The sequence below is a fragment of the Mucilaginibacter rubeus genome (assembly GCF_014643835.1).
Taxonomy (GTDB): domain Bacteria; phylum Bacteroidota; class Bacteroidia; order Sphingobacteriales; family Sphingobacteriaceae; genus Mucilaginibacter; species Mucilaginibacter rubeus.
The window spans coordinates 366,135-388,774 of sequence record NZ_BMKD01000005.1; the positions used below are offsets into that span (position 1 = coordinate 366,135).

Annotated in this window: 18 protein-coding genes; 7 read left to right on the forward strand and 11 right to left on the reverse strand. The window is 44.7% G+C overall.

The annotated features are described in order from the left end of the window. Positions 1 to 80 precede the first annotated feature (80 nt). Positions 81 to 1,652 carry an alpha-amylase family glycosyl hydrolase gene (locus tag IEX80_RS18500; protein ID WP_188833717.1) on the forward strand — a complete coding sequence of 524 codons (1,572 nt, stop codon included), beginning with the start codon at positions 81 to 83 and terminating at the stop codon, positions 1,650 to 1,652. Positions 1,653 to 1,805: 153 nt separating this feature from the next. Here IEX80_RS18500 and IEX80_RS18505 read toward each other — a convergent pair whose 3' ends face one another. The 3 genes from IEX80_RS18505 to IEX80_RS18515 form a co-directional block, all read right to left on the reverse strand. After that, positions 1,806 to 2,453, reverse strand: a complete 648-nt coding sequence (locus tag IEX80_RS18505) for a gluconate 2-dehydrogenase subunit 3 family protein (RefSeq protein WP_090532622.1) — start codon at positions 2,451 to 2,453, stop codon at positions 1,806 to 1,808. 20 nt (positions 2,454 to 2,473) lie between these two features. Then, complete coding sequence (locus IEX80_RS18510) at positions 2,474 to 4,210, reverse strand: GMC oxidoreductase (protein WP_188833718.1); 1,737 nt, start codon at positions 4,208 to 4,210, stop codon at positions 2,474 to 2,476. Positions 4,211 to 4,342: 132 nt separating this feature from the next. Then, positions 4,343 to 5,005, reverse strand: coding sequence for a 3-keto-disaccharide hydrolase (locus tag IEX80_RS18515; RefSeq protein ID WP_217633198.1), 663 nt, complete (start codon positions 5,003 to 5,005; stop codon positions 4,343 to 4,345). 1,234 nt (positions 5,006 to 6,239) lie between these two features. On the opposite strand from IEX80_RS18515, the gene IEX80_RS18520 reads away from it, so the two are divergent. Then, positions 6,240 to 7,271 carry a hypothetical protein gene (locus IEX80_RS18520; RefSeq protein WP_188833719.1) on the forward strand — a complete coding sequence of 344 codons (1,032 nt, stop codon included), beginning with the start codon at positions 6,240 to 6,242 and terminating at the stop codon, positions 7,269 to 7,271. A 269-nt stretch (positions 7,272 to 7,540) separates the two neighbouring features. Further along, complete coding sequence (gene hisS, locus IEX80_RS18525; protein WP_188833720.1) at positions 7,541 to 9,079, forward strand: histidine--tRNA ligase; 1,539 nt, start codon at positions 7,541 to 7,543, stop codon at positions 9,077 to 9,079. Positions 9,080 to 9,305: 226 nt separating this feature from the next. Here hisS and IEX80_RS18530 read toward each other — a convergent pair whose 3' ends face one another. The 7 genes from IEX80_RS18530 to IEX80_RS18560 all read right to left on the reverse strand — a co-directional run bounded on the left by IEX80_RS18530 (position 9,306) and on the right by IEX80_RS18560 (position 17,060). Continuing rightward, positions 9,306 to 10,304 (reverse strand): YihY/virulence factor BrkB family protein, encoded by a 999-nt coding sequence (locus tag IEX80_RS18530; protein ID WP_188833721.1) that lies wholly within the window; start codon positions 10,302 to 10,304, stop codon positions 9,306 to 9,308. Positions 10,305 to 10,415: 111 nt separating this feature from the next. Continuing rightward, positions 10,416 to 11,099: a M15 family metallopeptidase gene (locus IEX80_RS18535; protein ID WP_188833722.1), complete on the reverse strand. Its 684-nt coding sequence runs from the start codon at positions 11,097 to 11,099 to the stop codon at positions 10,416 to 10,418. Positions 11,100 to 11,108: 9 nt separating this feature from the next. Then, positions 11,109 to 12,335: an alanine dehydrogenase gene (locus IEX80_RS18540; RefSeq protein WP_090532635.1), complete on the reverse strand. Its 1,227-nt coding sequence runs from the start codon at positions 12,333 to 12,335 to the stop codon at positions 11,109 to 11,111. Positions 12,336 to 12,388: 53 nt separating this feature from the next. Further along, on the reverse strand, positions 12,389 to 12,805 hold the full coding sequence (tsaE, locus tag IEX80_RS18545; protein ID WP_090532637.1) for a tRNA (adenosine(37)-N6)-threonylcarbamoyltransferase complex ATPase subunit type 1 TsaE: 417 nt from the start codon (positions 12,803 to 12,805) through the stop codon (positions 12,389 to 12,391). Positions 12,806 to 13,166: 361 nt separating this feature from the next. After that, positions 13,167 to 14,144, reverse strand: a complete 978-nt coding sequence (locus IEX80_RS18550) for an alpha/beta fold hydrolase (protein WP_188833723.1) — start codon at positions 14,142 to 14,144, stop codon at positions 13,167 to 13,169. A 197-nt stretch (positions 14,145 to 14,341) separates the two neighbouring features. After that, entirely contained in the window at positions 14,342 to 16,663 is a 2,322-nt protein-coding gene (locus IEX80_RS18555) for a TonB-dependent receptor (RefSeq protein ID WP_188833724.1), read from the reverse strand. A 73-nt stretch (positions 16,664 to 16,736) separates the two neighbouring features. Continuing rightward, positions 16,737 to 17,060, reverse strand: coding sequence for a hypothetical protein (locus tag IEX80_RS18560; protein WP_188833725.1), 324 nt, complete (start codon positions 17,058 to 17,060; stop codon positions 16,737 to 16,739). 211 nt (positions 17,061 to 17,271) lie between these two features. On the opposite strand from IEX80_RS18560, the gene IEX80_RS18565 reads away from it, so the two are divergent. From IEX80_RS18565 to IEX80_RS18575, 3 genes are all read left to right on the forward strand, one after another. Next, positions 17,272 to 17,622, forward strand: coding sequence for a hypothetical protein (locus IEX80_RS18565; RefSeq protein ID WP_090532643.1), 351 nt, complete (start codon positions 17,272 to 17,274; stop codon positions 17,620 to 17,622). 167 nt (positions 17,623 to 17,789) lie between these two features. After that, entirely contained in the window at positions 17,790 to 18,500 is a 711-nt protein-coding gene (locus IEX80_RS18570) for a peptidylprolyl isomerase (RefSeq protein WP_188833726.1), read from the forward strand. Positions 18,501 to 18,671: 171 nt separating this feature from the next. Then, positions 18,672 to 19,439, forward strand: coding sequence for an exodeoxyribonuclease III (locus tag IEX80_RS18575; protein WP_176626213.1), 768 nt, complete (start codon positions 18,672 to 18,674; stop codon positions 19,437 to 19,439). A gap of 80 nt (positions 19,440 to 19,519) precedes the next feature. On the opposite strand, the gene porX is transcribed toward IEX80_RS18575, so the two are convergent. Further along, on the reverse strand, positions 19,520 to 21,073 hold the full coding sequence (porX, locus tag IEX80_RS18580; protein WP_188833727.1) for a T9SS response regulator signal transducer PorX: 1,554 nt from the start codon (positions 21,071 to 21,073) through the stop codon (positions 19,520 to 19,522). Between the two features lie 269 nt (positions 21,074 to 21,342). On the opposite strand from porX, the gene IEX80_RS18585 reads away from it, so the two are divergent. Further along, positions 21,343 to 22,575 (forward strand): HD domain-containing protein, encoded by a 1,233-nt coding sequence (locus IEX80_RS18585; RefSeq protein WP_090532868.1) that lies wholly within the window; start codon positions 21,343 to 21,345, stop codon positions 22,573 to 22,575. The last annotated feature ends 65 nt before the right edge of the window (positions 22,576 to 22,640 follow it).

Here is a 22,640-nt window from a genome sequence, read left to right on the forward strand (position 1 = left end):
AATACACCAGTTTTTCACACCTGTAGTTATTGTTAATAATCAACCCTTTACGTTACTTTAAACTCCAATTATAACAAACCATGAAATTAAATAAGCTTTTTATCCTGGGCTGTTTATCGTTTGGCTTTATCCCCGCCGGCGTTAAGGCCCAAACGGGAGCGCCGGGTAATAACGAAATTATTTACCATATATTCCAGCGAAGTTTTTACGATAGTAATGGCGATTATCACGGCGACCTCAATGGCATCCGCCAAAAACTTGATTATTTGCAGGAACTTGGCGTAACATCCATACTGCTTACACCGCTTTACGAATCTGCTTTTTATCATAATTACTTTGCCATTGATTTTGAAAAGATCGACCCGAAATACGGCTCCCTTGCCGATTATCTCACGTTGATCAAAGATTTGCACCGTCGGGGCATGAAATTTTATATGGATATGGAAACCCAGTATGTAACCGAAGATTCCCGCTGGTGGAAGGAGGCTTTCGGAAATCCAAAATCACCGTACAGCGATTATATTTTATGGGATGATAAGGACAACAAAAAGCCGTCAACCATAGTATATAACCTTACCGGGTTGACAGGTTACGACAGCGTAACCCGCAAAATAACTACCGCAAATCTTAACAGCGAGGCTTCTAAGGCTTATAATCTAAAATTGTTCAGCTACTGGATAGACCCCAACGGCGATGGCAAATTTGATGATGGGGTAGATGGTTTCCGGCTTGACCATATGATGGACGACCTGGATAATAAAGGCCGTCTTCCACATTTATTTGATACTTTCTGGAACCCTTTACTAACCAAGCTAAGAGCCATCAACCCTAAAATTAAAATAGTAGCCGAACAAGCCAATTGGTTTAGCCTTGGCACCGAATACTTGGAACACGGCAGTGTTGACCGGGTATTTGGGTTACGGCTGTGTTTTGCTATCCGGTCGTTTGACAAAAAACTGCTGTTGGCCAATGCCGATTCAACACTGGCCATGCTGCCGCCCGGTAAACAACAGGTAGTTTTTATTGAGAACCACGATGTGCCGAGGTTTAGCTATGCGGTTAAAGGCGATCTGGCTAAACTAAAAGCTGGCTGTGCATTTAACCTGTTAATGGGCGGCATTCCATCCATTTACTACGGGCAGGAGTTGGGCATGACCGGCACTACGACAAATTTTGGCGCTACCGATGCCAATGAAATTCCCGACAGGGAAGCTTTTGAATGGTACAGAAGCGATACAGGCAAAGGCATGGCCCTGTGGTATAAACAAACCGGCCCCTGGAAAGATCAGTTTAATAACGATAAGCCTAATGATGGTATCTCCCTCGAAGAAGAAAAACAGGATCCAAACTCATTATGGCATTACTATAAACAGATGATCGCCATCCGCAAAGCAAATCCCGCTTTTGCTGACGGCAGTTATAAAACCATCGGCAACGATAATGAGCATTTATTTAGCTTTATAAGGAAGGATGCCGGACAAACTATACTGGTGGCAATAAACCTATCGGATAAGGAAACCAGTGCCAACATTGATGCCAATGGAAATACGCTTAATATTATTGGGGATGCAAAACCGGTAGCAAAGAGAGGAAAGTTGACGGTTAATTTGCCGGCGTTTGGGGTGGGGGCTTGGGAGATCAGCCCCCTCTAAATCTCCCCCGGTAGGGGAGACTTTAAAACTTGAGCTCGTTGTATCGCAAGTTGCGTTTAAAACGCAAACCCAAGTTAAGCACTCGTTGCAAACGAGCGCAAGAATAGCTTTTTTTAAGCCCTCCCCATCCGGGGAGGGTTTGGGTGGGGCTGCTTACATCGAAGCCGAAGCTTTCACATTTTCCATGCCGTAATGTTTCAGGATATCTTCAGGTACACCTGTCCACTTGCCGGGTTGGTTACCTGCGTAGCCAATATCTTTCACCCCGATTTCGCTGGTGAAAAAGCCTGAAGCGGTAAGATCACGCATGCGGTTGAAGAAAGCTACACCCTGGGCCATTTCTGGTTTGGCTTTTTTAGGGTAAGCGATCATATCAATTAGCTGGATCTGCTGATCTTTAGTGCAGTCGGTAAATGGCTTGCCGAAACGGTTAAGGCATTGCAAATCGAGCCAGCGTAAACCACCGCGCATGGGAGTTTGATGATCGGGCATATCTTTTACAATAAACTCAATAAAATCCGGCACCTTGGCATCAGATGCGCTGCCCGATTTTTCATCTTTTGGGATAATGATATCGGCCAGTACAGTGATGGTAGCCATTTCGGCAGCGGTAAAAAATTTATCAGCATGCAGTTTTTTATCCCGCTCAACCTCAAACGGCTGGCGACCAACTTCGTCACCGGCAGCTGCGGTAGTTGTTTCTTCTGCACCTTTTTTAGTATCGGTTTTACAGGCCTCCAGTAATAATCCTGCCGAAAGTGTTCCTAAGCCCAGGGCTTTAAGGGAGTCACGTCTGTTCATAAAATTGTTATGTTAGCTTGTTAAACGTTTAATTTTTTTCTTTCCTGAATAATATATTCTGCAGTACGCATTGATAACGCAAGGATTGTCCATGTGGCGTTTTTATCACCCTGTTGCACAAATGGAGCAGCGTCAACCACAAACAGGTTTTTACAATCATGCGCCTGGCACCATTTATTTAAGGCCGATTTTTTAGGATCGTTACCCATACGGATAGTACCTACTTCGTGAATGATCTTACCCGGAGCTTCCAAACCGTAGTTGGTTTCAGGGCCTTGCGGCGGACCGTATATTGCACCGCCCATATTGTGCATAATTTCCTGGAAGGTTTCCTGCATGTGTTTGGCCTGTTTAATTTCATCAGGCGCCCATTTGTAATGGAAACGCAATACCGGGATCCCGTATTTATCAACTACGTTAGGATCAATTTCGCAATAGTTATCATAACGGGCAATAGCAGTACCACGACCGGCCATGCCAAATTGGGTACCATAAAAACGACGGTAGTCATCTTTCAATGATGCTCCGTAACCACCGGCCTCTTTCATTTTACCATCGCGGCCCGGCACTACACCGTTCATATTCTGGATACCACCGCTAAAACCATATGACGGCATGTGTAAGCCACCGCCATACTCAATGTGATAACCACGCGGGAAATCCAGTTTTTTATTATCCAGCCACCATGGCGAGTAGATGTGCACACTGCCAACGCCGTCTTCATTGTAACGCTTGCGGTCCATCAACTGTGGAAGGAAACCACCGGCGCTTGAGCCGGTTGAGTCATGCAGATAATGCCCTACAACACCGCTGCTGTTAGCCAAACCGCCCGGATGCTGGGCCGATTTTGAGTTAAGCAGGATCCTGGCCGATTCGCCTGCGCTTGCACCAAGGATAACTGTTTTGGCGTTAACCTGGTATTCCTGCAAATCTTCTTTATTAATGTATGATACACCAACAGCCAGGCCTTCGGCGTTGGTAATCACTTCGCGCACCATAGCATTGGTAATAACTTTTAAGTTACCGGTTTTAATAGCCGGGATTACCAAACATGACGATGCCGAGAAGTCACCATAAACTTTACAGCTGCGACCGCACTGCCCGCAGAAGAAACAAGCGCCACGGTCTTTATTACCCGGTAAAGCTTCTGTTAATACCGAACCACGGCCCGGGATAATTTTAACGCCAGCTTTTTGAGCTCCTTTTACTATATAAAGCTCATTAAGTCTTGGTTTTGGCGGAGGTAAGAAGATGCCATCCGGCTCATTCTCCAAACCTTCTTTGGTTCCGTAAACACCTATCATACGGTCAACCTTATCATAGTATGGCTTAACATCATCATAGGTGATTGGCCAGTCGTCGGTAAGGCCGTCTTTGGCCTGGAAATCACGCGGGCCCATTCTTAAGGAGATCCGGCCCCAGTGATTGGTACGGCCACCCAGCATCCGCGAGCGGAACCAGAAAAACTCGGTTTTATCTTTGGTAGTGTAAGGTTCGCCGTCGATTTCCCAGCCGCCATAGGCCGCGTCAAAATCGCCGAAAGGACGGGTAGTACCGGCGCCGCGGCGTGGCGATTCCCACGGCCATTTCAACTGTTGTGAATCTTTAGCAGGGTCAAAGTAAGCACCGGCTTCAAGCATTAAAACTTTTATGCCGGCGTTGGCTAATACGTAACCGGCCATACCTCCGCCGGCACCCGAACCAACAATCACCACATCATAGGTGGCTGATGATTTTTTAATTTGCAGATCGCTCATATTATATTAAAGTATCCTTCTTTCTTATACGAAGAGAAATTACACATGCCAGGAGCATGTTAAAACACAATTTAAGTTATGGTATAAAGATATGAACAGGGCACTATATCCGTACCCTGTTCATAAAAAATATTAAAGCTCTTTCAGTTTAATGTTACGGTAGCTAACCAGGTGACCGTGATCCTGCAAAGCAATGTGGCCTTTAGGATATTGGGCAAAACCTTTCCAGTTTTTAAACTTGCTATCAGCTAATACTTTGTTCCATTCGTCGCTGCCCATTTTTACATCAACAATTTGGGTACCATTAAGCCAGAAAGTAAGCTGACCATCTTTTTTGCGCAATTTTACTTTGTTCCATTCGCCGGCCGGTTTGCATACATCTTTTGAAGGGGCAATCATATCATATAATGAGCCCGCAAGGTGGTTAGCTTTTTTGTTGTCGCTCGCATCTTTGTTATCAAGCACCTGCATTTCCATGCCGGTTAAGTAAGTTGCGTCAAATTGAGGGTCTTCATGCACCCCGAAAATAATACCGCTGTTACCCTCTTTGCTGATATTCCACTCTAAGGTAAGTTCGTAGTTTTCGTACTCGCCATCGGTAACCAGATCGCCATGACCTTCTGCTGCCTGCGGATCGAGTTGCAAAGCACCGTCAACAACCTTCCAGCCCACAACTTCCTTTTTTAAGTAGGTGTGCCAGCCATTGGTGGTTTTCCCATCGAACAGTTTGGTTTGTGCCGATACCGACAGGCAAAAAGCCGGGATGGCCATCAGGCCAAGCATGATTTTTTTCATAAAATTATAGTTGTTTTTATAGTATCAGAACCGCCATTAAAATAGCGTTGGTTGGTTGCGGCGGCTCCTGTTGGTTTCATTGTTTTGCTTTGTACAAGGTATCTGACTTAAAAAGTATAAAACTGTTTAAGGGCATATTTTGATAAAACGTTTTAATTGCAAATTAAGTGAACATTTTTTTAGGTCGGGTTAAATATATCGGCTTTTTTTTAATGCTAAAACGATTATCGCAAAAATAAAGTATAAGCCTGCGAAAACCGAGGTAAAAGCTTGGTTACAATGGATAATTTATGGTAGATGGATAACACAGAAAGGGTACCTGATTGTAACAAATGAGGTGTCCCAATTTTTTGATTCCCCACAAAAAAGTGAAAAACCGACGGCCGGTATTTTTTAAAAAACAGTAATGTTCCATTTTTTGAGAGTGAAACAGCGAAACGCCTTTTTTATGAAACACATTGATAATCAGCCACCTAAAAAACAAAGCGAAACAACATTAAACAATTGATTATCAATAAGTAAAACCTAAAGGAATAATCAAAGGTGTTTCAAATGCAGAACAGGAGGCAGCGAATATTTCAGCGATTTTTTATCCGTTTTTTAAGTTTTTCCATATCAGCGGATTGAGCAATGCTAAGCACTGACAAAATAGCGCCACCATATTTTCAGATTGATATGTGTTGTTTTGCCCAAAGGGCAAAATAAGTCTGCGTTGAGCAAAACACGATTGATAATCTTCGTTGATCAAGAAGTCACGGGTACCCGGCCTGCAAGCCAGCGCCATGTACTTGTGCCGGTTCGCGAAAAAAAAATCGCGGTTAGAAATTTTCACACGAATTATTTTTCTCACTTAACACAATTAATCGAATTACACGAATTTCAAATTTATGCAAGTAAAAAATTCGTGTAATTCGATTAATTTGAAAAAATTAGTGTAAAAATTTCTTATTCGTTCGCCTCCCGACAGCATATATTTTTTAATGCAATTTTTCTGTGGCACACCCGCGCCGATTTGATAAATCTACCACAAAACAGCCAACAAGTGCCCATAATTTCCGGTTAATGTCACAAGATGCCGATTACCGATACATTTACTTAATGCTGACATATGCCCAATTGCAAAAAAACTTATAATAGGTAATATTGCGCCGTTGTGGTTAACCTTATCTTAACGCATAAGATTATCCATAAATAACTATAACCCAAGCATTATCGGTAATTAACACTTACTACATTGATCAATTTTTATTTTATAAAACCTGGTTTCAAGAAATCTGGTTTAACGTTTGCATTAAAAGCAATTTGCATACTTTTTATTTTTATTACTGTTGACAATTTAACAGCGGCCGCGAATACCCGCACAGCTACTCCGACCGATTCGCTGGCCGATAGCGCACTAATGAAAAAGCGCCTCATCAACCAGGCTTTCGATCACATTTATGAGCAAAACCTGCGGGTATCAGAAGGAGGAAACGATTACTTTAACAAAATAAAAACCCAGCTCACTGCCGATCTGGCGCCGAACTTTGTTTTATTCAGCACGCCAAAGTCGCGTTTCTTTTTTGTGTTTACCCCACGGGTGAAGATCCGCCTGCTGGCATCACACGGGGCACCGGTAAAATCGCCGAGTTTTATGCCGGGCGGTACGGTGTATTTCAGGGTGAACGAGGACACTTACAATCCAAAGTTCTTTTCGTTCGGTTACTCACATCATTCCAACGGCGTACGCGGACCATCACTTAATCCCGACGGCAGCTTTAACCGCGATAGCGGCAAGTTCACCACCAACTTTTATACTTTAACTTATTACAGCGGCAAACGCTTTGATAAAAAAGACCTGATCATCAACCGCTATGACAACCTGGGTTTAGAGGTCCACGCCGGTTTGTTTAACCTTGGCTTGTCCGAAGGCTTGAAAGATCATTATGGCTTTATCCGCATTAATGGTAGTCGTATGTACAACTTCGCCAAAGCCTATACCGACCCTATTGACAAGAACAAAAAAGTATACCAAAACTGGCAGCGCATCCGGTTCGACTTTACCTATATTGTCGATAAGTACGATAATTACTCAACTTTTGATTTTAAGAAGCGTTTAAACGTCAGCCTGAAATACTATTACCAGTTTCCGTTTATGCCTGATGCTGCCCTTATGGTTGGCGGAGGTTACCGCGGGCAGGATGATTATAACCAGTTTTTCGAAGACAGCTACGGTTATGTTACCATTGGCTTTGCAACAAGCCTGAGTTTTCATACACATAAGTAAAAAAACTACGCCGGCGCTCGGCTCCAGCCGGGTGGCAACTATTTCCAGGCCTCTGGCCTGTATAACGGGGCTTCGGCGGCCAGAGGCCGTTTGATAGTCAACACCCGGCAAGAGCCGGGCGTTAGCAAAGGGGAAAAGAGAAGCGGTTTCGCAGGCGAAACCGCTTCTCTTTTTTTATCGCTGCCGCAAGCCTCCCGGCTTGTGGCCCGCATGCTTAGTAACAGACACGACAATCCATCGCATAACCCTCTTTTTTGTACATTTGCCGCATGGCATCCATTAAACCATCCGTACCCAAGGGCACCCGCGATTTTTCACCTGCCGAAATGGTGAAACGCAATTATATTTTCGATACTATTAAATCCGTTTTCCGCAAATATGGCTATCAGCAGATAGAAACACCCACCATGGAAAACTCATCAACCTTAATGGGGAAATATGGCGAAGAAGGGGATAGACTGATATTTAAAGTATTAGACAGCGGAGAATATCTTGAAAAAACATTAACATATAAAAAGCTATTAGATCTTTCAGGTCAAACACTCCATCAAAGACAACTTCAGGACAAAGTTCTTGCATCGATGGATTCAAAAACAAATTCGGATACGCTTAATTCAACAATATTAGCAGCGCAAGGAAAGCAAAGTGAGATTGAAAGCCAACTGATTTATTTTATAAATGAGTCCTTAACGTCAAAGAGAATAACTTCAGAAATCTCCGAAAAAGCCCTACGCTATGACCTTACCGTGCCTTTTGCCCGTTACGTAGTTCAACACCAAAACGAGATCACTTTTCCATTCAAACGTTTCCAGGTGCAGCCGGTTTGGCGTGCCGACAGGCCCCAACGTGGCCGTTACCGTGAGTTTTACCAATGCGATGCGGATGTGGTAGGCTCTGATTCACTACTGAACGAAGCCGAGTTTATTATGATCTATGACGAGGCTTTAACCCAACTTGGCCTTAAAGATTTCAGCATAAAGATCAATAATAGAAAAATACTATCAGGAATTGCACAAGTTATAGACAAATCTGATAACATCATTGATTTAACTGTAGCTATCGACAAGCTGGACAAAATCGGCCTTGATGGCGTGACTAAAGAACTGCTTGAAAAAGGTTTTACCGATGCCGATATCGACAAACTAAAACCTGTTATCCTGTTGGAAGGCAACAACACCGAAAAACTGGCAAGCCTTCGTGAAGCATTAGCCCAATCAGAGATCGGCTTAAAAGGCTGCGACGAAATAGAAACCGTTTTCGGCTATATAGAACGTTGCCCGCTTCAAACCGCAAAGCTTGAATTGGATATTACCCTTGCCCGCGGCTTAAACTATTATACCGGTGCTATCTTCGAGGTGAAAACCAACGAAGTAAATATGGGCAGCATCGGCGGCGGCGGACGTTATGATGACCTTACCGGCATGTTTGGCTTAAAAGGCCTTACCGGTGCAGGGATCTCCTTCGGGGCCGACAGGATCTATGACGTACTGGAAGAGCTAAACCTGTTCCCGGCCGGCAGTAATCAAACCACGCAGGTACTTATATGCAATTTCGATAAAGCTGGCGAACTTTATAGCTTACCTCTATTACAGCAGCTTCGCCGCAACAATATCAACACGGAACTGTACCCGGCAGGCGCGAAAATTAAAAAGCAGATGGAGTACGCTAACAATAAGAACATCCCTTATGTGGTGGTTATTGGCGGCGATGAAATGCAAACCGGGCTATTGACATTTAAAGACATGGCAAGCGGTGTTCAGGAGAAATTGACGGCGGATGAGATCGTAGCAAAACTGAACCGGGATTAAACGGATTTTTTGGATTGACGGGATTTGATTTTGTACGCGTCTTATTTTCATTTCCTTTTTTGGTTTAGAGCAAATGACAAAGCCGGGGAAGACTTACGAAGTTTTGAAAACTTCGTAAGTCTGGATTCTACAACATCTCATGGCGCCAATCGAAGGGTCGCGCAGAGGCCAGCCTACCATGCCTCGACGAGCTCAGCATAATACCCGTTTTTTACCATAATGTTTCCTATCCCTTTTTCTCTCCCTCATCCTTTTTCAAATGCCCTTCAAGCTGCGGGTTTTGAGGTGGAAGAGTTTTTACGCGGTGTTCAACCTCGGTTTGTTGAACGTGAACGGCGTAATCTGCCGGCTCTATATGGCTCCCGCTGGCTTCGGCAAATACCTGGGTAAACTCGGCACCAATGTACAATATGGCCGATGTATAATAGATCCAAACCAATATCACAATAATAGAACCCGCCGCGCCATAGGCCGACCCTTGTGCTGTATATTGAATATAAAGGCTGATGAGATACTGACCTATCATAAACAGGATAGCTGTAAATACCGCGCCGCTGCGCACATCGCGCCATTTGATTTTAACATCGGGCAAAAACTTGAATATGATGCCAAACAAGGTAGTGATCACCACCAGGGTAATACCCAGGTTTAGCACCTGGACAAATACTTTCGTAAAAGAATCGATACCGGGAAAAAAATGCTGGATCTGATCCTTCAGGGCACTTATGATCAGGTTGATAATAAGCGATGCCAACAATAGGAAGCCCAGGCTGATGATGAGCGAAAAGGACACAAACCGGTTTTTTAGCAATTGCATCCAGCCACTTTTAGGTTTGGCTTTAACCCTCCAGATAATATTAAGCGAATCCTGGATCTCGATAAAAATACTGCTTGCACCCAATAAAAGCGTAACCACGCCAATAACAACCGCTATGCCCGATTTCCCGGATAGCGCAAGGTGCTTTAACGCATCCTGAATTTGTGCTGCCGGCGTTTTGCCAACATAACGAACAATTTCGGGGTACAACCGCTCGGTTGCGGCATCCTGTCCAAAAACCAGGCCGGCTACAGATATTACAATGATTAGTAATGGAGCAATTGAAAAAACAGTGTAATAAGCCAGCGAGGCGCTTAATTTTAAGCCATTATCTTTTGAAAAGCCCGTGAACGATGCCAGCAGCACTTTCCATAATTGTTTAAAGTATGCTTTGCTTAAAAACTTCATGCCTGTGTTTTTGTAGATTAACCCTGCTTATGTACGGTTAAGCAATATTAATGCCTTTTGTATGGTTTTGTAATAAAAGTTGTAAGTTTTGAAACAGGGCTGCCTAACGTATTATAAGGACTGAACGGGAATATCCAGCAACTCATACCCGGCCCAGCCTATAAAATCATAATGCCACCATTCGGTTGAGAGCACTTTAAAGCCGTATTTGGCCATTACTGTTTTCAGCAGCTCGCGGTTGGCAATTTGCTGCGGCGGTAAATCCATATAGTTTGCCCCGGCCTTACGGCTAAAGCTATCAAAGCCGGTTGGCATATCCAGTTCTTTGCCGGTTTTAAGATTGATAAGGGAAAGGTCAATAGCGCAGCCACGGTTATGCTTCGAGCCTTTGCGCGGATCGGCTACAAAATTGGTATCGGGGGCCATTTCATAAAAATTAACGGTAACCGAATATGGCCGATAGGCATCATAAATTTTAATACCGAGTCCCTGCATTTTTAATTCGGCTTCAACCTGCTGAAGCGCTTTTACAACCGAGAGCCTTGCATAAGCTTTGGCCCTTGTATACATGCGGCGGTGCATGAAATTGTTGGTTGTAGCATACCGCAGATCTAAGATAATTTCGGGGATATATTTCTTTATTTCCACCAGTTGTTTATCCGGGTTTGCTTTAACCTGTAGTTTATAGCGGGCAATACCATAAATTTTTGCACTGTCGATATATTTATAGTGCTGCGCATTAACGCGCAAAGCACACGCGACAAATATCAGCAATATCAAATACCGGCGATTCATATTACCCGTTTACCTGTGCGATACGATCAGCAAATCGAGGTCTTTGCAGGGGATCGAGAAACGCTCGCCAATGTGTTTATTGGTAAGCTGGCCCTGGTAAATATAAACCGCGTTACGCACCCCCGATTTTTGCCAGATGAGGTTTTTGATGCCGCCCATATCACCAATATCAAGCAGTATCGGTGCAAAAATATTGGTGAGCGCATAGGTAGCGGTACGGGCTACACGCGATGCGATGTTAGGCACACAATAATGAATTACATCATATTTGCGAAAAACGGGGTGGGTATGATTGGTAACTTCGGATGTTTCAAAACAGCCGCCCTGGTCAATACTTACATCAATGATCACCGAGTCGCGTTTCATGCGGCTAACGGTAGCTTCAGAGATAATGCAGGGGCTGCGGCCATCTTCGGCACGGAGCGCACCTATGGCCACATCGCAGGTGGTTATAGCTTTTTCCAATACAATAGGTTGCACCACCGATGTGAAAACGCGGTTGCCGATATTGTTTTGCAGGCGGCGGAGCTTGTATATCGACGGATCGAACACCTTAACCTCGGCACCCAATGATATGGCGGTGCGTGCCGCGTATTCGCCCACGGTTCCGGCACCAAGAATCACGATTTCGGTTGGCGGAACACCGGTTATACCGCCCAGCATCAGGCCTTTGCCTTCAAAAACATTGCTTAAATATTCGGCTGCTATAAGTATGGAAGTAGCGCCCACAATTTCGCTCATAGCCCTCACCACCGTAAGGGTATTGCCCTCATCGCGCAAATGCTCAAAACTTAGCGCGGTGATCTTTTTGGCCATCAGCGCCTGAATGCTTTCGGCCTTGAGCGTAGCGATTTGCAGGGTAGAGATCAGGAGCTGCCCGGGTTTCATCAGCTCAATTTCATGCGTAGTAGGAGGGGCTATTTTGATAATGATATCGGCCTCGTAAACCTTTTTGGTATCATATACTATCTGGGCGCCCTGCTCACTGTAATCTTTATCCGAAAAATTGGCGGCCTGCCCGGCATTACTCTCCAGCATCACCTCGTGGCCGTTATTAACCAGCAAGGCTACCGACAGCGGGGTCAACGGCACACGGTTTTCCTGGAAGGAAACCTCTTTGGGAATGCCGATGTATAGCTTGTTTTTTTTGCTTTTTACCTCCAGCAACGACTCCTGGGGCTGCAACATTGCTTGCTTGGCAATATCCGAAAACCCGCTATATATCCCTGAACTCATGATGTGTTTTTTTTAAGGCTGTTGAAGATAAGAAAAAACGATGTATGATAAAACTAAATATTTTCCATGCTGATGCTGCGCGAGGTGCTGTCCAAAACCCGGATCCGGATGTTGGTGTAACGGTTCGGGAGCAGGTCGGGAATTTTTTCGGGCCACTCAATAAAGCAGTAGGCATCGCTGTAAAAATATTCCTCATAGCCCATATCCAATGCTTCTGTTTGATTTTTAAGGCGATAGAAATCAAAATGAAAGATCCTGCTGTCGCGCCCGGTGTATTCGTTTACAATTGAAAACGTCGGACTGGTTGCCTGTTCTGTTACGCCAAGTTCTTCGCATAAAGCTTTGATGAGCGTTGTTTTGCCCGCCCCCATTTCGCCATAAAAAAGAAAAATTTTATTCCCTGCCGAGTTGGCCAGGATAGCTTCGGCAGCTTGCGGTAATTGAGATGTTGAATTTACAGATAGTTGCACGTGTAATAATGTTGTTCTATACCATGTCATTTTGCGAGCGCAGCGTGTCAACCGCATGCTATACAGGGCCGCTTTGCTTCCATGTAATTGCTTTATTTTATAATGACGAGATCGTAAATTATTGTTTATTAAATATATTTTTTGATCGATAGTAATATGGGCGTTGCCTGCGGCCCGTGCTATCCGCTCATACTGCACAGGCCTTAATCACAAGGCCGGTATCCGCTCCTATCACTAACGCGCCCCCGCACCTGATCGCTAAAATCCATTTTATACGCCATCACGGTTTTTTAGTAACCCGCCCAGTGGTTACCCGCCATGGCACCCTTTTAGTTGTTCAAAAATACTCAAAATCCCTAAATTATAAATTAGCCATCAGGGCTTTAAAAAAAGCCTCCTTAACCTCTATATGTGGGATATGCCCGCAATTATCAAACTCGATGAGCTTGCAGCCGGGGATTTTTCGGGCCGTTTCGGGCCCTAATATTTTATACTGCCCATGTTTGGCTTTTTCTTCGTCGTTAAGCAGGCCTTTACCTACTATGGTTTTATCCTCTTTGCCTGTAAACAACACGGCAGGCACTTTAATGAGCCCAAATTCGTAACAAACCGGCTGCTCATAAATCATTTCAAAAGTGAGCGCGGCTACTTTGGCATAACGGGGAAAATCGGCGCTTTTACTTACGCCGGCACCAATCGCAACCAAATAATCGTATTCGGGTTTCCAGGTGGTGAAATAAGATGTTTGATAATACTTCTTAACACTTTCGTAGCTGGTTTTCAATTCGGTTTTGTAATCGTCTTCGGCACTTGCATACGGAACAAATGTGCGGTAATCTTCCAGGCCGATCGGATCTTCAAGCAGCAATTTTTCAACCCTGCCGGGATACATGAGCGTAAACCGGGTGGCCAGCATCCCGCCCATGGAGTGGCCCATTAAAGTAACCTTTTGAACCCCTAAGCTATCCAGCAGGTTTTTGTTAAACCTTGCCAGTTGATGAAAGCTATAATGGATGATTGCTTTTGATGATTTGCCAAAGCCGATCTGGTCCGGCACAATCACCCGGTAGCCTTTGCTACTGAGCACGCGGATTACATCTGCCCAATAATAGCCGCCAAAGTTTTTGCCGTGAAAAAGCATTATTGTTTTGCCGTTGGGAGCAGCTGGTTTTACATCCATATAGGCCATGCGCAGATCCTGCCCTTCAACTTTTATGGGCATAAAGTTTACCGGGTAGGGGTATTTTACATTTTCGAGTGTAATAGAAAGCGTATCGGTTTGGGCATTTGCCGCGATGATCGTGGATATCAGGAGTAAAAGCATTAGTATTTTACGCATACAGAAAAATACAGAAGACAGAAGTAAATGTTTGCCCCCGGCCTGCCAAAGGGCGAGTTTGACCTGGTGATGACCAGGAAGGCGCAAGCAATCCCTGAACGGGCAGCCGCACATACGTGCGCCAGTCGGGCGAGGGGCAGGAAAATAAAAAAGTCCTGCCGGATGGCAGGACTTTTTATCTGAGGCATCATTAATGATTAATTGATGGACAATGGCAAATAAATACCGAAGGTAATATTGCGCCCCATGTTATAAATACCAAATTCCGGATCTTCCGAACTTATCCGGCCGGGTTTGAGACGGCTAAGCGCGTCATAGTATTTGATGTTGGCCAGGTTATTACCCGATACATACAGTTTAACTGGTTGTTTGCCAAAGTTAACCGTTGTGCCCAGGCCTGCATTTAACAGCGTGTAGCCCTTGGTGCCGGTTTCAAAAGCGGAATCATAACGGTACTGGTTAAAGAAGTTATCAATACCTACCGAAATGTATGATTGTTTCAAACCTTTAATAGTTGGCTCAAAACGCAGCGTGTTTTTCAGCGTACCGGCGGGGATGAACGCCAGCGGCCTGTCGAGCGTATTATTACGGGCATAAGTGTAGCCAAAGGTATTTTCAAAATGGATGAAGCTTACGGGGTGCAGGGTAAAGTTACCTTCAACACCATACAGGTTAGCATTAACCTGGTTGTAACGGTACACATCAAACTGGCTCAGACTGCCGCTTTCGTTTTCGGCCTGTGCTACATCCCCCTGTTTGTGCGATGCATAAATATAGTTGTGGATGTAGTTTTCATAGATCCCCAAACTGGCACTTACAATTTTGTCGTCGTATTGCAGGGTAGCGTCAACCTGGTAACTTCTTTCGGGCGCCAGGTTAGGGTTGCCTATTTCATAACGGAAAGTACCTTCATGTACACCGTTGGAGCCAAGTTCGGCCGGGTTTGGCGCACGGAAAGCCGAGCCGGCGTTGGCCTTGAAATTCAAATTGTCATTAAACTCATGCGTATAACCCAACGCTCCGCTTATGTTCGAAAATTTGTTGGTAAAGGGGGTAAATTTGGTTTCGCCATCCTCAACCAGGCCTTTGCCCTTGTTTTTACGATAATCATACCTGATACCGGCATTAAAGGTGTTTTTATCCCAGGTTTTTTTGATGTATGCGAAAGCGCCCACGCCATAAGTATCATAAGCAGGGATCAAAAACTCCGAGCCTTTGTTTAAACTATGGCCGATGTCCGAACTCGCGCCAAAAACAGGCTGCCATCCATTTGTTTCGGTAACATAATATTTTACATCGCCCGAGTACGTATTCAGATCAAAGAACAGGGAAGGATCCGGTCCGTCGAGCTCGCGGCGTTGGTTTTTCTGGTAGCCGAGGTTCACTTTCAGGTTGCCCCCTTCGGTAATGAAGTTGTTATCCCAGTTTATTTTATAATGGCGGATATCCTGTTTAGGGTATTCAAGCGTACGGCTTTTATATTCATCCTGCGTAAATGGTGTGCCATCGTCATGCAAAAAGTTGAGGCCATTAGCAGGCTCCGGATCGTAAAAACCGATATTGTTTTTAAAGTAGCTAAGGTTGATGTGCGAGTAACCCCATGATTTGTTAAGACCGATCATACCGCTCAGATCGGTTTCATTAAAACCGGAGTTAGGGAAATAGTAATCGGGCGTTTTAAAGGAGTAGGCATTTTTGTAGCTGCCGCGGGCACGCCATACCAGTCCGTTTTCGTTACCGGTAAGCATCAGTGAAGTTCCGGTTAGGCCGTTATTGGTGGAGTAGTTAGTTAAAAACTCACCTTTGATCTGCCCGTCGGGCGGGGTAAGTGGTTCAAGCAGGTTAATAACACCGCCCAGCGCGTCTGATCCGTATAGCAGTGAAGCCGCCCCGCGAAGCACCTCTACTCTGTCCGAGCTGTATTGATCAATCTCGATACCATGCTCATCGCCCCATTGCTGGCCTTGTTGTTTAACCCCGTCGCTCAAAGTAACTACACGATTATAGCTTAAGCCACGGATAACCGGTTTGGAAATAGAGGGACCGGTAGTGATCTGCGACATGCCCGGCACCTGGTGTGCAAGCGCATCGATGAGGTTGGTTGACTGTCTTAACAAGCCATCGCGCCCCACAGCCGATACTGACGTGCTGTTTTGTTTATTATTAGCGCTGATAGCTGTGCCGGTAATAACCACTTCGTGGGTTTCGATAATGCTCGACTGCAATTCAAAAACCAGCGGAGTACCGGCTGAAAGATCAACTATTTTGGTAAGGGATTTATAACCCACATATTCTATCGAGAACAGGAACCTGCCCCTGTTGGGTAATGATTTAAAGGAAAACTCGCCATTAGGATCGGTGATGGCAGATATCTTTAATTCGGGGATAGTGATCACAGCACCTGGTAAGGTTTGTTTTGATTGCGCGTCGACCACACGGCCTTTAACAATAATAACATCTGCAAATGCAGAAACCTGCACCAACAGCAATATAATGAAGCTTATAAGCTTTAATTTCATGATAAAAGATTAAGAAAATCAATAAATACCGTTATAATCAACGGCTATGTTTTGAAGAAAGCGTAAGGTAACCTTAAGCAATAACCGGAGGGGCGCGGCCGGCGGCAAGGATAAGCGCAAGGCTTACAAAATTGTAATCGCCGGGTTTAAAAAAATGATCAGAAGTTACAAGAGGGATAAAAAATGAACTGTTGCTAACGGCCACAGCATCGGTATGGTGCATGGCATCGCACAGCAAACATTTTTCTTTAACAGTTTGCTGACCAACGTCCATATGGCTGTGTTTGGTAATTCCCTTGATCAGGGCGTGCTGGTGCGAATAAACCATATATTGCCCGGCCGCAAAGCAAACAAGCAGCAGCCACGCAAATACAATATGTAAGCGTTTTTTTTTCACAGTCAACATCCCTTTAACGGAATACGGCAAAAATAAGTATTAAAACGAGAATATTAATGCAACATTGTAACAATAATGATAGCCTGGTCATTGTTTCATTTGGTCATTAAGTCATTTTTTGCTCATCTGTTGTCAACCAGTGTGTATGTTATGCGATTAACCAATGACCTAATGACGCAATGACCCAATGAATAATCTATCTTTGCCAAATATGACACCTGCCGAGATCAATAAAAAATGGGATGCGCTTCAGCAGCGGATAGCTGAGGATTTTGATAACGAAAAGCCCGATATAAAGGTGATGCTTTTTTTGATCGGGGTACAGGAGCTGGGCCAGGGGCCGCGTAAGTTCAGCAAGCGCCAAAAAGAAGAGCTGATGCATATCGCCACCTGCCGCTTAATGAGTATGATGGGCTTTTACGAGCTGGAAGGCCTTGACCAGGATGGCTGGCCACACTGGAAACGCGTAAAAGTAATCCCGAACTATACCCTGCTTGAACAGGAAATGATGATGAAATCGCTCATTGTAAATTACTTTGAGGAGATGGAGGGGGCTGAGTAGTGAGTGTGCGTTGAATAAGGCCTTGTGCGATTCCCCTCTTGAGAGGGGTGTAGGGGTGTGTTTCTTCAATGCGATAAGGAACGCGGGTTAACACACCCCTGCCAGGCACAAATCCAACACGTCCCCTCTCAAGAGGGGAATTAAAAAATCAAAATAATCAACGGTCTATGAAGAAACTTTTTACCCTAAGCATTCTTTTATTAACCCTTACTGCCGCTTTTGCCGGACCGCCTAAAAACCAATATGTGCGGATCCATACGGCATATGGCGATTGCATCATTCGCCTGTATAATGAAACACCATTGCATCGCGATAACTTTATCAAGCTAACCAAAAAGGGATTTTATAATGGTACGCTGTTTCACCGCGTGATCCAGAATTTCATGATCCAGGGCGGCGATCCGGATTCAAAAGACCCGGTAAAAGCAAAACTTGGCGCGGAACTGGGCAATGGCGATGTGGGTTATACCATCCCTGCCGAGTTTCGCGACAGCTTGTTTCATAAACGCGGCGTACTTGCTGCCGCACGGGATGATAACCCTAAAAAAGAATCAAGCGGCTGCCAGTTTTATATTGTGGAAGGCAAACGCTTTACCGACGGCAAACTGGATACGCTGGAAAATACCCGCCTTAAAGGCCGCAAGATCCCGACATGGCAGCGCGAATGGTATAAATCGGTCGGCGGTTCGCCTCACCTTGATCAAAACTATACCGTTTTTGGCGAGGTTGTTACGGGGATTGATATGGTTGACCGCATTGCTGCAGTTAAAAAAGATGGGAATGATCGTCCCAACACCGATGCGCCGATGACTGTTGAGCTGCTAAGCAAAAAAGAATGCAAGCAGTTGGATAAGATATTGTTTCCGGATAAAAAATAAACCGGCTGCCGCGAGTTTAGCGATAGCGTAACCCGTGGTTGGCATAATGTAAGCTTTCAGCTTACACAAATTCAGCTGAAAGCTGAAACAATGGTACACCACGGGGTGAAACCCCGCGGCAGATAGTTTAAACTTTAAAAAGAAAATTCCCCCTTTAGGGGGTTAGGGGGCATGAAAATACTTACATATAACGTTAACGGCATCCGTTCGGCAATTAATAAAGGCTGGCTGGCCTGGCTGCAGGCTACCGATGCTGATGTTGTTTGTTTGCAGGAAATTAAAGCAACACCCGATGTATTGACCGATTTGGGTTTGGTTGACCAGATGGGTTACCAGCACTACTGGTTCCCGGCAGAAAAGAAGGGCTATAGCGGCACAGCCATTTTTACTAAAATTTTGCCCAACCATATTGAATACGGCTGCGGTATTCCTGATTTTGACCGTGAGGGGCGCTGCATCCGGGTTGACTTTGATGAGGTTTCGGTGATGAGCGTTTATTTCCCATCGGGCTCAAGCGGTGATGACCGGCAGGTTTTTAAATACCGTTTTTTAGATGAGTTTGGCAAGTACCTTACCCTGCTTAAAGTGGAGCACCCTAACCTGGTGGTTTGCGGCGACTATAACATTTGTCACCGCCCTATTGATATTCACAACCCAAAATCAAACGCCAACTCATCGGGCTTTTTGCCGGAGGAACGCGAATGGATGGAGAACTTTATTGAAGGCGGATTTATAGATACCTTCCGCCACGTAAACAAAGAACCGCATAATTATACCTGGTGGAGCTTCCGCGCCGGATCACGCGGTAAAAACTTAGGCTGGCGTATTGATTATGCCATGGCCAGTACCCCGCTTGAAGATAAGATCCGCCGCGCGGCTATATTGCCCGAGGCAAAGCACTCTGACCATTGCCCGGTGTTGCTGGAATTGGAGTTTTAACCCCTCTAAATCTCCCCTGAAGGGGAGACTTTTAAGAAAGTTTTTTAGCCCTCTCCTTTGGAGAGGGGTGGGTGAGGTCTTTACTTTGGCCCGTAAGTAACCACCGGCACTATCATTTCTTCTAACGAGATCCCTCCATGCTGGAAAGTTTCATTATAGAAATTCACAAAGTGGTTGTAGTTGTTCGGGTACACGAAATAGCTATCTTCCTTGGCAAAAACAAAGCTTGAGCTGATGTGCAGTCTCGGCAGCATGGCATCATGCGGATTACGGATATGAAAAACCTCCTTAGCATTATAGTTCAGGTTTTTGCCTTGTTTATAACGCAGGTTAGTGTTAGTGTTCCTGTCGCCGACAATTTTGCTTGGATTTTTTACGCGGATGGTACCATGATCGGTAGTAATGATAACACGAACCTGTTTTTGTGCGAGATATTTCAGCAGGTCGAACAACGGGGAGTGCTCAAACCACGACAGGGTTAATGAACGGTAAGCAGCATCATCACTTGCCAGCTCGCGGATCATCTGCATATCGGTACGGGCATGTGACAGCATATCCACAAAGTTATACACCACTACGTTAAGTTCGTTGTTCATAAGGTTGTTCACCGACTCGTTCAGCGCCCTGCCTTCATCAATATTGAGGATCTTATGGTAGGAGTGTTTGCAGTCTTTTCGCAACACGCGCTTCAGGTGATCGGCTAAAAAGTCTGCTTCGTACAAGTTCTTGCCGCCTTCGTCCTCGTCGTTTTGCCACATAGATGGATAGCGGCGTTCCATATCCAAAGGCATCAGGCCCGAAAAAATGGAGTTACGGGCATATTGCGTAGCTGTTGGCAGGATACTATAATAAGTGTCCTCTTCCTCCAGCCTGAAATATTCGGAAATAATAGGGTTAATGATCTTAAACTGATCATAACGCAGGTTATCTATCAAAATAAAAAACAGCGGGCCTTTGCCATCCAGCTTTGGGAATACCTTCTTTTTAAATAACTGGGGCGATGAAGTTGGTGCCAAATCCGGGTTTTTGATCCAGTTAAGGTAATTGCGCTCCACAAACTTGCAAAACTGCATGTTTGCTTCGGCTTTTTGCAGTGTCAGGATCTCGTGCATGCCTGCATCTTCCAGCTTTTCCAGCTCAAGCTCCCAGTAGATCAGCTTCTTGTAAACATCAACCCATTCCTGGTGGCTCAGGTTTTCGTTAAGCGTCATGCCGAGTGTACGGAAATCCATCTGGTAGGCCATGGTGGTTTTTTCGGTAACGAGGCGTTTGTTTTCGGTCAGTTTTTTTATAGTAAGCAGGATTTGCTTAGGGTGTACCGGCTTAATCAGGTAGTCGTCTATCTTTGAGCCGATGGCATCTTCCATCAGGTACTCTTCCTCATTTTTGGTGATCAGTACAATGGGTACATCGTTGTTAATGTTCTTGATCTGCTGAAGCGTTTCCAGGCCGGTAAGGCCGGGCATGTTTTCGTCAAGGAAAACCAGGTCGAAATAATTGTTCTTAAAAGAGTCGACGGCGTCATAGCCATTGGTAACCGTGGTTACTTTGTAGCCCTTTTCGCCCAGGAAAAGTATATGTGGTCTTAACAGGTCAATTTCGTCATCGGCCCATAAAATGGTAGTGTCTTGCATAGTATATGTATATTAAATAGTCGTCTGAATCAGAATTTTCAGAATTTGAAAATTAGCAGAATGATCCGGTATAAGGTTAAATGCTTTTCAAATATCAATTTTTTACCATTAAATTCTGTGAATCCTAAAATTCTATGAATTCTGATTCAGACAGTAAACCCCAAATAGATGCTTTTGTTGTTACACAGTAAAGGTATTAACAAAATTTAACAAACCTGTCGCGCTTATTTTACCTTTGTTTTACATTTTTGCAATTATTAGAAGCGGCATTGAATAAAAAGAAAATAATTAACGACCCGGTTTACGGTTTTATCAGTATCCCAACCGAACTGATCTTTGACCTTATATCCCATCCATACTTTCAGCGGCTGCGTTATATTAAACAGCTGGGCATGACCCACCTGGTATATCCCGGAGCATTGCACACCCGTTTTCATCACGCTTTGGGCGCCATGTACCTGATGGATACAGCGCTTGAAACCCTCCGAAACAAGGGCCATCAAATTTCTGCCGAAGAGGAGGAGGCGGTTACCATTGCCATATTATTGCATGATATTGGTCACGGGCCATTTTCGCACGCTTTGGAAAACACCATTATCGACGGGATAGCACACGAGGATATTTCATCAATGCTGATGAATAAGCTTAATGCCCGGTTTGAGGGCAAGCTTACCATGGCTATCAATATTTTTAATGATACCTATCCGCGTAAGTTCCTGCACCAGTTGGTATCCAGCCAACTGGATATGGACAGGCTGGATTACCTTAACCGCGACAGTTTCTTTACCGGTGTATCCGAAGGGGTGATCAGTTCAGAACGGATCATTAAGATGCTCAATGTTAAGGATGACCATGTAGTTGTTGACGAAAAGGGAATCTACTCGATAGAAAAATTTTTGATTGCCCGCCGCCTTATGTACTGGCAGGTTTATCTGCATAAAACAGTAATAGCAGGCGAGGAGGTATTAACCAAGATCTTCAGGCGCGGCCGTGAACTGATTTCGCAGGGTAAGGAATTGTTTGCCACCCCGGCCCTGCTGCATTTTTTAAAGAACCGCATCAGCAGGAATGCTTTCATGAACGAGGACCATCACCTGGAAACGTTTGCCTGTTTGGATGATACCGATATTATGGCATCGGTAAAAGTGTGGGCATATCATCCCGACCAGGTACTTTCCCATCTTTGCAAAAACCTGGTGCAGCGTAACCTTTTCAGGGTTGATATTACCAACGAATGCCCCGATGAAGCTTTTGTTGAAAGCCTCCGCCAAAAGGCGATGGAAAAGTATGGCGTTAGTTATGAAGATGCTGCGGCCTACTTTGTGTTTACCACATCTATCCGCAATAATGCTTATAACCAAAACGATGGCAACATCGGGATACTGATGAAGAATGGGGATGTAAAAGATATTGCTGCCGCCAGCGACAATTCAAACCTTGTGGCTTTGGCCAAGACGGTGAAAAAGTATATCCTTTGTTATAACAAGGAGTTGTTGAATTAACAGGCGGTTTTCACTGTAGAGACGCATAATTGCGTCTCCCGCATGCAGGTTACGGCAGTTCGAGA

Coding starts and splice junctions, on each gene's coding strand:
- IEX80_RS18540 (WP_090532635.1), bottom strand. CDS start 12,335: ATGAGTTCAGGGATATATAGCGGGTTTTCGGATATTGCCAAGCAAGCA.
- IEX80_RS18515 (WP_217633198.1), bottom strand. CDS start 5,005: ATGAAAAAAATCATGCTTGGCCTGATGGCCATCCCGGCTTTTTGCCTG.
- IEX80_RS18535 (WP_188833722.1), bottom strand. CDS start 11,099: ATGAATCGCCGGTATTTGATATTGCTGATATTTGTCGCGTGTGCTTTG.
- hisS (WP_188833720.1), top strand. CDS start 7,541: ATGGCATCCATTAAACCATCCGTACCCAAGGGCACCCGCGATTTTTCA.
- IEX80_RS18570 (WP_188833726.1), top strand. CDS start 17,790: ATGAAGAAACTTTTTACCCTAAGCATTCTTTTATTAACCCTTACTGCC.
- IEX80_RS18505 (WP_090532622.1), bottom strand. CDS start 2,453: ATGAACAGACGTGACTCCCTTAAAGCCCTGGGCTTAGGAACACTTTCG.
- IEX80_RS18565 (WP_090532643.1), top strand. CDS start 17,272: ATGACACCTGCCGAGATCAATAAAAAATGGGATGCGCTTCAGCAGCGG.
- IEX80_RS18555 (WP_188833724.1), bottom strand. CDS start 16,663: ATGAAATTAAAGCTTATAAGCTTCATTATATTGCTGTTGGTGCAGGTT.
- IEX80_RS18530 (WP_188833721.1), bottom strand. CDS start 10,304: ATGAAGTTTTTAAGCAAAGCATACTTTAAACAATTATGGAAAGTGCTG.
- IEX80_RS18500 (WP_188833717.1), top strand. CDS start 81: ATGAAATTAAATAAGCTTTTTATCCTGGGCTGTTTATCGTTTGGCTTT.
- IEX80_RS18575 (WP_176626213.1), top strand. CDS start 18,672: ATGAAAATACTTACATATAACGTTAACGGCATCCGTTCGGCAATTAAT.
- IEX80_RS18550 (WP_188833723.1), bottom strand. CDS start 14,144: ATGCGTAAAATACTAATGCTTTTACTCCTGATATCCACGATCATCGCG.
- porX (WP_188833727.1), bottom strand. CDS start 21,073: ATGCAAGACACTACCATTTTATGGGCCGATGACGAAATTGACCTGTTA.
- IEX80_RS18510 (WP_188833718.1), bottom strand. CDS start 4,210: ATGAGCGATCTGCAAATTAAAAAATCATCAGCCACCTATGATGTGGTG.